The 5,435-nt window shown below is 73.0% G+C and carries 5 protein-coding genes; all 5 read right to left on the reverse strand.

The features are described from left to right. Positions 1-66: 66 nt before the first annotated feature. Positions 67-1,377, reverse strand: a complete 1,311-nt coding sequence (locus GTW40_RS05890; RefSeq protein ID WP_161179084.1) for a DUF58 domain-containing protein — start codon at positions 1,375-1,377, stop codon at positions 67-69. Then, complete coding sequence (locus GTW40_RS05895) at positions 1,377-2,369, reverse strand: MoxR family ATPase (RefSeq protein WP_161179085.1); 993 nt, start codon at positions 2,367-2,369, stop codon at positions 1,377-1,379. The genes GTW40_RS05890 and GTW40_RS05895 overlap by 1 nt, the downstream gene beginning before the upstream one ends. Then, positions 2,366-3,568: a DUF4350 domain-containing protein gene (locus GTW40_RS05900; protein ID WP_161179086.1), complete on the reverse strand. Its 1,203-nt coding sequence runs from the start codon at positions 3,566-3,568 to the stop codon at positions 2,366-2,368. The genes GTW40_RS05895 and GTW40_RS05900 overlap by 4 nt, the downstream gene beginning before the upstream one ends. Next, positions 3,565-4,326, reverse strand: a complete 762-nt coding sequence (locus GTW40_RS05905; RefSeq protein ID WP_161179087.1) for a DUF4129 domain-containing protein — start codon at positions 4,324-4,326, stop codon at positions 3,565-3,567. Before GTW40_RS05905 ends, GTW40_RS05900 begins: the two co-directional genes overlap by 4 nt. 4 nt (positions 4,327-4,330) lie before the next feature. Continuing rightward, positions 4,331-5,435: hypothetical protein (locus GTW40_RS05910; protein ID WP_237525356.1), on the reverse strand; the 1,105-nt coding region annotated here is incomplete at its 5' end.

The following is a 5,435-nucleotide window of genomic DNA, read 5'->3' on the forward strand; positions in this document are numbered from 1 at the left end:
ATTGGTGCGGGGGTTTTCTGCGTTCCGGACCCTTTTCCCTCCGAAGAGGGACGGGAATTCGCATGGTCAGAGCCGGCCTGCCCCTTTCAGGGCGAGATACGCGTCCGCGACCGCAGGGGCCAGCTCGTCCGGCGTCGCGTCCACCACCGTCACACCGTGGCGCCGTAGTTGATCCGCCGTCCGTTCGCGTTCGCGCCGGGCCTGGGCGGCTGCCGCCGCGTCGTACACCGCCTCGACGTCGCCCCTTCCCTGAGCCATCGCCGCGATGTGCGGGTCGGCGACGGAAGCCACGACGACGGTGTGACGGCTGGTCAGCTGAGGCAGTATCGGCAGCAGGCCCTCCTCCACCGGCGCCGCGTCGAGCGTGGTGAAGAGGACGACGAGGGAGCGCCGGGAGGCGGTCCGCAGGACCGTGGCGGCCAGGCCGCGGGCGTCGGTCTCGACGAGTTCCGGTTCCAGCGAAGCCAACGCGTTGACCAGCGAGGGCAGTACGTCCCCGGCGGACTTTCCCTGGACGAGGGCGCGTACCCGGCGGTCGTAGGCCAGCAGGTCCACGCGGTCGCCCGCGCGGGAGGCCAGGGCGCCCAGGAGGAGCGCGGCGTCCAGGGACGCGTCGAGGCGCGGAGCGTCGCCCACGCGGCCGGCCGAGGTGCGTCCGGTGTCCAGGACGAGCAGGATGCGGCGGTCGCGTTCGGGGCGCCAGGTGCGGACGGCCACGGAGGACTGGCGTGCGGTGGCGCGCCAGTCGATCGAGCGGGTGTCGTCGCCGGGGACGTACTCGCGGAGGCTGTCGAACTCGGTGCCCTCACCGCGTGTCAGGACGCTTGTACGACCGTCTAGTTCACGCAATCGAGCGAGTTTCGACGGTAGGTGCTTTCGGCTGGTGAACGGGGGCAGAACCCGTAGTGTCCAGGGGACTCGATGGGTGCCCTGGCGGGAGAAGAGCCCGAGGGGGCCGTAGGAACGGATCGTCACCCGGTCGGCCTGGCGGTCGCCGCGGCGGGTGGGGCGCAGCCGGGTCGTGACGCGGCGGCGCTCGCCGGGCGGGACGGTCAACCGGTGCCGGGAGGCGTCCAGTTCGGTGCCGGGTTGCCAACTGCTGGGCGGCCAGGCGTCCCGCAGGCGGGCGCGCAGCAGACGGCGGGACGGGTTGGTGACGGTGAGGGTGACATCGGCGGTGTCGCCGAGACGGACGGAGGTGTCGCCGGAGCGAGAGAGGACAAGGCGCCGCACGGGTGCGGCGAGAGCGAAGTCGCAGGCACAGGCCAGGGCCAGGGAGCCGTTGACCGCGAGGAGCCCGGTCCAGCCGGGGTCCAGGACACCGACGGGCACGGAACCCAGGGCCGCGATCAGGGCAGCGCGTCCGGTGAGTGGCATCAGCGGGGCACCGGGACGTGGGCGAGGACGGAGTTGATGACGGAGTCGGCGGTCACGCCCTCCATCTCGGCCTCGGGCCGCAGTTGGATCCGGTGGCGCAGGGCGGGGAGGGCGAGAGCCTTCACATCGTCGGGGATGACGTAGTCACGGCCCGTCAGCCAGGCCCAGGCGCGGGCCGCCGAGAGCAGCGCGGTCGCGCCGCGCGGGGAGACGCCCAGGGTGAGAGAGGGGGACTCGCGGGTGGCACGGCAGATGTCCACCACATAGGCGGTGATCTCGGGGGAGACGGTCGTCTTGGCGACGGCGGCGCGGGCCGCTTCGAGGTCGGCGGGACCGGCGACGGGACGTACGCCGGCGGCCTTCAGGTCGCGGGGGTTGAAGCCGGAGGCGTGGCGGTTCAGGACATCGATCTCGTCCTGCCGGGAGGGCAGGGGGATCGTCAGCTTCAGCAGGAAGCGGTCCAGTTGGGCTTCGGGGAGCGGGTAGGTGCCCTCGTACTCCACGGGGTTCTGGGTGGCCGCGACCAGGAAGGGCTCGGGCAGCGGGCGGGGTGTGCTGTCGACCGTGACCTGACGTTCCTCCATGGCTTCCAGGAGGGAGGACTGGGTCTTGGGCGGGGTGCGGTTGATCTCGTCCGCGAGAAGGAGGTTGGTGAAGACGGGGCCGGGCTGGAAGGAGAACGCGGCGGTGCGGGCGTCGTAGACCAGGGAGCCGGTGACGTCGCTCGGCATCAGGTCGGGGGTGAACTGGACGCGCTTGGTGTCGAGTTCGAGGGCCGAGGCGAGAGCGCGCACGAGCAGGGTCTTGGCGACTCCGGGCACGCCTTCGAGGAGGACGTGTCCACGGCAGAGGAGGGCGACGACCAGACCGGTGACGGCGGGGTCCTGGCCGACCACGGCTTTGGCGATCTCGGCGCGCAGGGCCTCGAGAGAGGCTCGGGCGGTGTCCGCGTCCCCGGTGTTTCCGGTGTTGTCGGTGGTCGGGTCCGTCATGGACGGCGTACCTCTCTTTCGAGGGCGTCGAGTCGGTCGGTGAGTGCGACGAGGGCCGCGTCGTCGGTGGGCGGCGGCCCGAAGAGGAGGGAGTGCGCGGCGGGTTGGCCGTCGCCGTCCGTGAGGTGGGCGGAGAGGGCCGGGAGCAGGACCTCGGGCGTGTGGGCCTGGGTGGCCGGGACGCCGACGAGTGGGGCCAGGCGGGCGCGGGTGGCGGCGCGCAGGGCGTCTGCCGCGCGGTCGCGGGCGTCGGCCTTGCGGTAGAGGCGGGCGCGTCCTTCGGTGGTCTCGGAGGCGCGGATCGCGACGGGGATGTTCTCCGGGACGAGCGGGCCGAAGCGGCGCCCTCGCCAGAGTGCGGCGAGGAGGGCGGCGAAGAACAGTTGCAGGGTGCCCCAGAGCCAGCCCGAGGGGAGCAGGTCGAAGAGGCTCTTGGGGGCCTGGGAGTCGGTGAGGGAAGCGTCGTCGAGCGAGGGGAGGTACCAGACCAGATGGGGCCGGGAGCCGAGGAGTTGCAGGGCGAGCGAGGCGTTGCCCTGCTGGTCGAGACGCTTGTTCAGGAGGATGTCGGGCGCGCCGAGGACGACGGTGTCGCCGCCGCCGGAGCCGGTCGGCAGGCGGAGCAGGGTGGAGAGGCGTTCGCTGGGGTAGCAGGCGTCCGCGCCGGGGAGGGAGGTGGTGTAGCGGATGCCGCCGGTGTCGGCGCTGCCCGCCCGCCGGGCCTCGGGGAGGGCGCACTCGGGGGCGAGGGTGGAGCGGTCGCTGGTGACGGGGTCCGCGCTGACGCCGGGGGCGAGCCGGTCGACGGACCAGGCGCCGGGGGCGACGAGGACCGTGCGGCCGCCGGAGGACTGGGTGGCGGAGTAGAGGGCGGCCTGTTGGCGGAGGCTCAGGAGGTCGGGTGCGGCGATCAGGAGGGTGGTGCGGGGGCCGGCCGCGGCGCGGGCGGCGCCGGGTGTGGTGACCACGCGCGTGGTCACCCCGTGGTCGGCGAGGAGTTCGGCGAGGGCGCGGCTGCCGTAGGGGTCGGCGGAGCGCGGGTCGAGTTCGCCGTGGACCGAGTGGGAGCGGATGGCGGCCATGGCGACCGCGCCGGTCAGGATCAGCAGGAGGGCGATCAGGATGCCTCGCGCGCGGGTCCATGCCTGGCGGGCGGTGAGGGAGGCCGAGGTGGCCGGTGGGGTGGCCTCGGCGGTCATCCGGCGTCCTCCTGGTGGGCGGCGTGGTCCGCGAGGACGGGGCGGGCGCGTTCGATGTCGAGGTCGAGCGCGCACAGGCGCCGGTATGTGTCCTCGCTCGCGCTGCGGCCGCCGTATGTGACGTCGTCGAAGTCGCGGGCGGCCGAGCACAGCCGGTCGGCGTGGTCGGGCAGGGCGCGGCCGGCTTCCGCCGCGGCCTCGTCGGCGGTGCGGCCGGGACGGGTGTCGAGCAGGGCGCGCTCCTCCAGGGCGCGGACGACGGCTCGTACGCGTTCCTGGACGGCCTGGTTCCAGTGGCCCTGGGCCGCGTGTGCCTCGGCGGTCGAGCGGTGGTCGGCGGCGGTGCGGGGGCGTTCGCCGAAGAGGGGTGCGGCGGCGGTGGGGATGCGGCGGGGGGTGCCCAGCCGCCACCACAGGGCGGCCAGCACGGCGACGACGAACAGCACCACGACGACGAGCCCGATCGTGCCGCCCGGTGTCGCGGTGGAGGCGCTGTCGAACAGCCGGTCCAGCCAGTCCCAGAAGGCGTCCAGGGCCCGCTGGAACAGGCTGGGGTCGTTCTCGTGGTACATCGGCTTGGACAGTTCGCGCCGGGCCGCCTCGCGCGCGGGATCGCGCGGGACGGTGACCGGTGGTTCGTCGCCGGAGCCGGCGAGCGTCAGGGCCGGGTGTGCCGCGTGCAGCACGAAGCGGACAGCCGATGCGGTGGCGGTGTGCGCAGCGGACACCGCCGTGAGAACTCCCCCCGTCAGGTTCACCGCATCAGCCTCCGGGGACGGGCGCGGGGCCCGTGCCGTGGTCCTGGATTCCGGCGGCGCGGGCCAGTTCCAGGTCGAGGGCTTCGCGGCGGATGCGCTGGTCGATGTAGAGCAGGACGGTGATGCCGGCGTTCAGCGGGAGCGTGATCATGGCGGCGAGCACCGAGCCGATGCCGGAGATGATCAGGAACGACCAGCTGAGGTGCTCGTCGCTGGGGTGCAGGACGTTCAGCGAGCCGCTGCTGTCCAGCACGAACGCGAGGATGACGAAGGGGATCACCAGGATCGAGGAGACGATGTTGGTGATGATCCAGGCGAGCAGCTGAATGCCGAAGATGCGCCACCAGGAGCCGCTCACCAGCTTCGTGGAGCGGCCCATCGACTTGAAGACGCCCTGCCGTTCGAGCATGAGAGCCGAGGGGGCCAGCGAGTAGCGCACCATCAGCCACAGGACGACCAGGAAGGCGCCGAGGAGGCCGAGGGCGAGCGTGATCGCCACGGCGACGTCGGAACCGGCGGTCGCGGCGATCAGGACGCCGGGGGCGATGCCCACGGCGAGGACGCCGAGGAAGAGGACGGTCAGCACCAGGAGCAGACCGAACAGCCGGAGCAGCTGGGGCCGGGCCTGCTTCCACGCCTCGCCGATGCTGACGGACCGGCCGAGGACGGCTTGGCTGGTCACGGTCGTCAGCAGGCCGGTTGCGAAGAGCGAACCGAGCATGAACACGGCGCCCACGACGAGGTCGCCGAGTGCGTTGGTGCCGACCGTGCGGCCCAGTTCGTTCGCGGTCATGCTCGGGTCGCCGAAGCCGACGAGGGTGTCGTTGAAGACGAAGCCCCGCAGGAGCAGCGTGATCAGCTCGACGACGACGGCGACCGTGAGGGAGATGCCGAGGACCGTGCGCCAGTAGGTGCGCATGGTGGAGACGGCGCCGTCGAGTATCTCGCCGATGCCCAGCGGGCGGAGCGGGATGATGCCGGGCTTGGCCGCGGGCGGGGGACCGCCCCAGCCGCCTGCCCAGCCGCCGGTGCCGTAGCCGCCGGGCGGGGGAGTGCCCCAGCCCGGTCCGGGCGGGGGAGGCGGCGGGGTGTGGCCTGGCGCCTGCGTG

This window comes from Streptomyces sp. SID4985 (assembly GCF_009863025.1).
In the GTDB taxonomy this organism is placed as follows: domain Bacteria; phylum Actinomycetota; class Actinomycetes; order Streptomycetales; family Streptomycetaceae; genus Streptomyces.

Bases quoted from the DNA above. Each gene is read 5' to 3' on its own strand.
- GTW40_RS05890 (WP_161179084.1), bottom strand. From the start codon at position 1,377: ATGCCACTCACCGGACGCGCTGCCCTGATCGCGGCCCTGGGTTCCGTG.
- GTW40_RS05895 (WP_161179085.1), bottom strand. From the start codon at position 2,369: ATGACGGACCCGACCACCGACAACACCGGAAACACCGGGGACGCGGAC.
- GTW40_RS05900 (WP_161179086.1), bottom strand. From the start codon at position 3,568: ATGACCGCCGAGGCCACCCCACCGGCCACCTCGGCCTCCCTCACCGCC.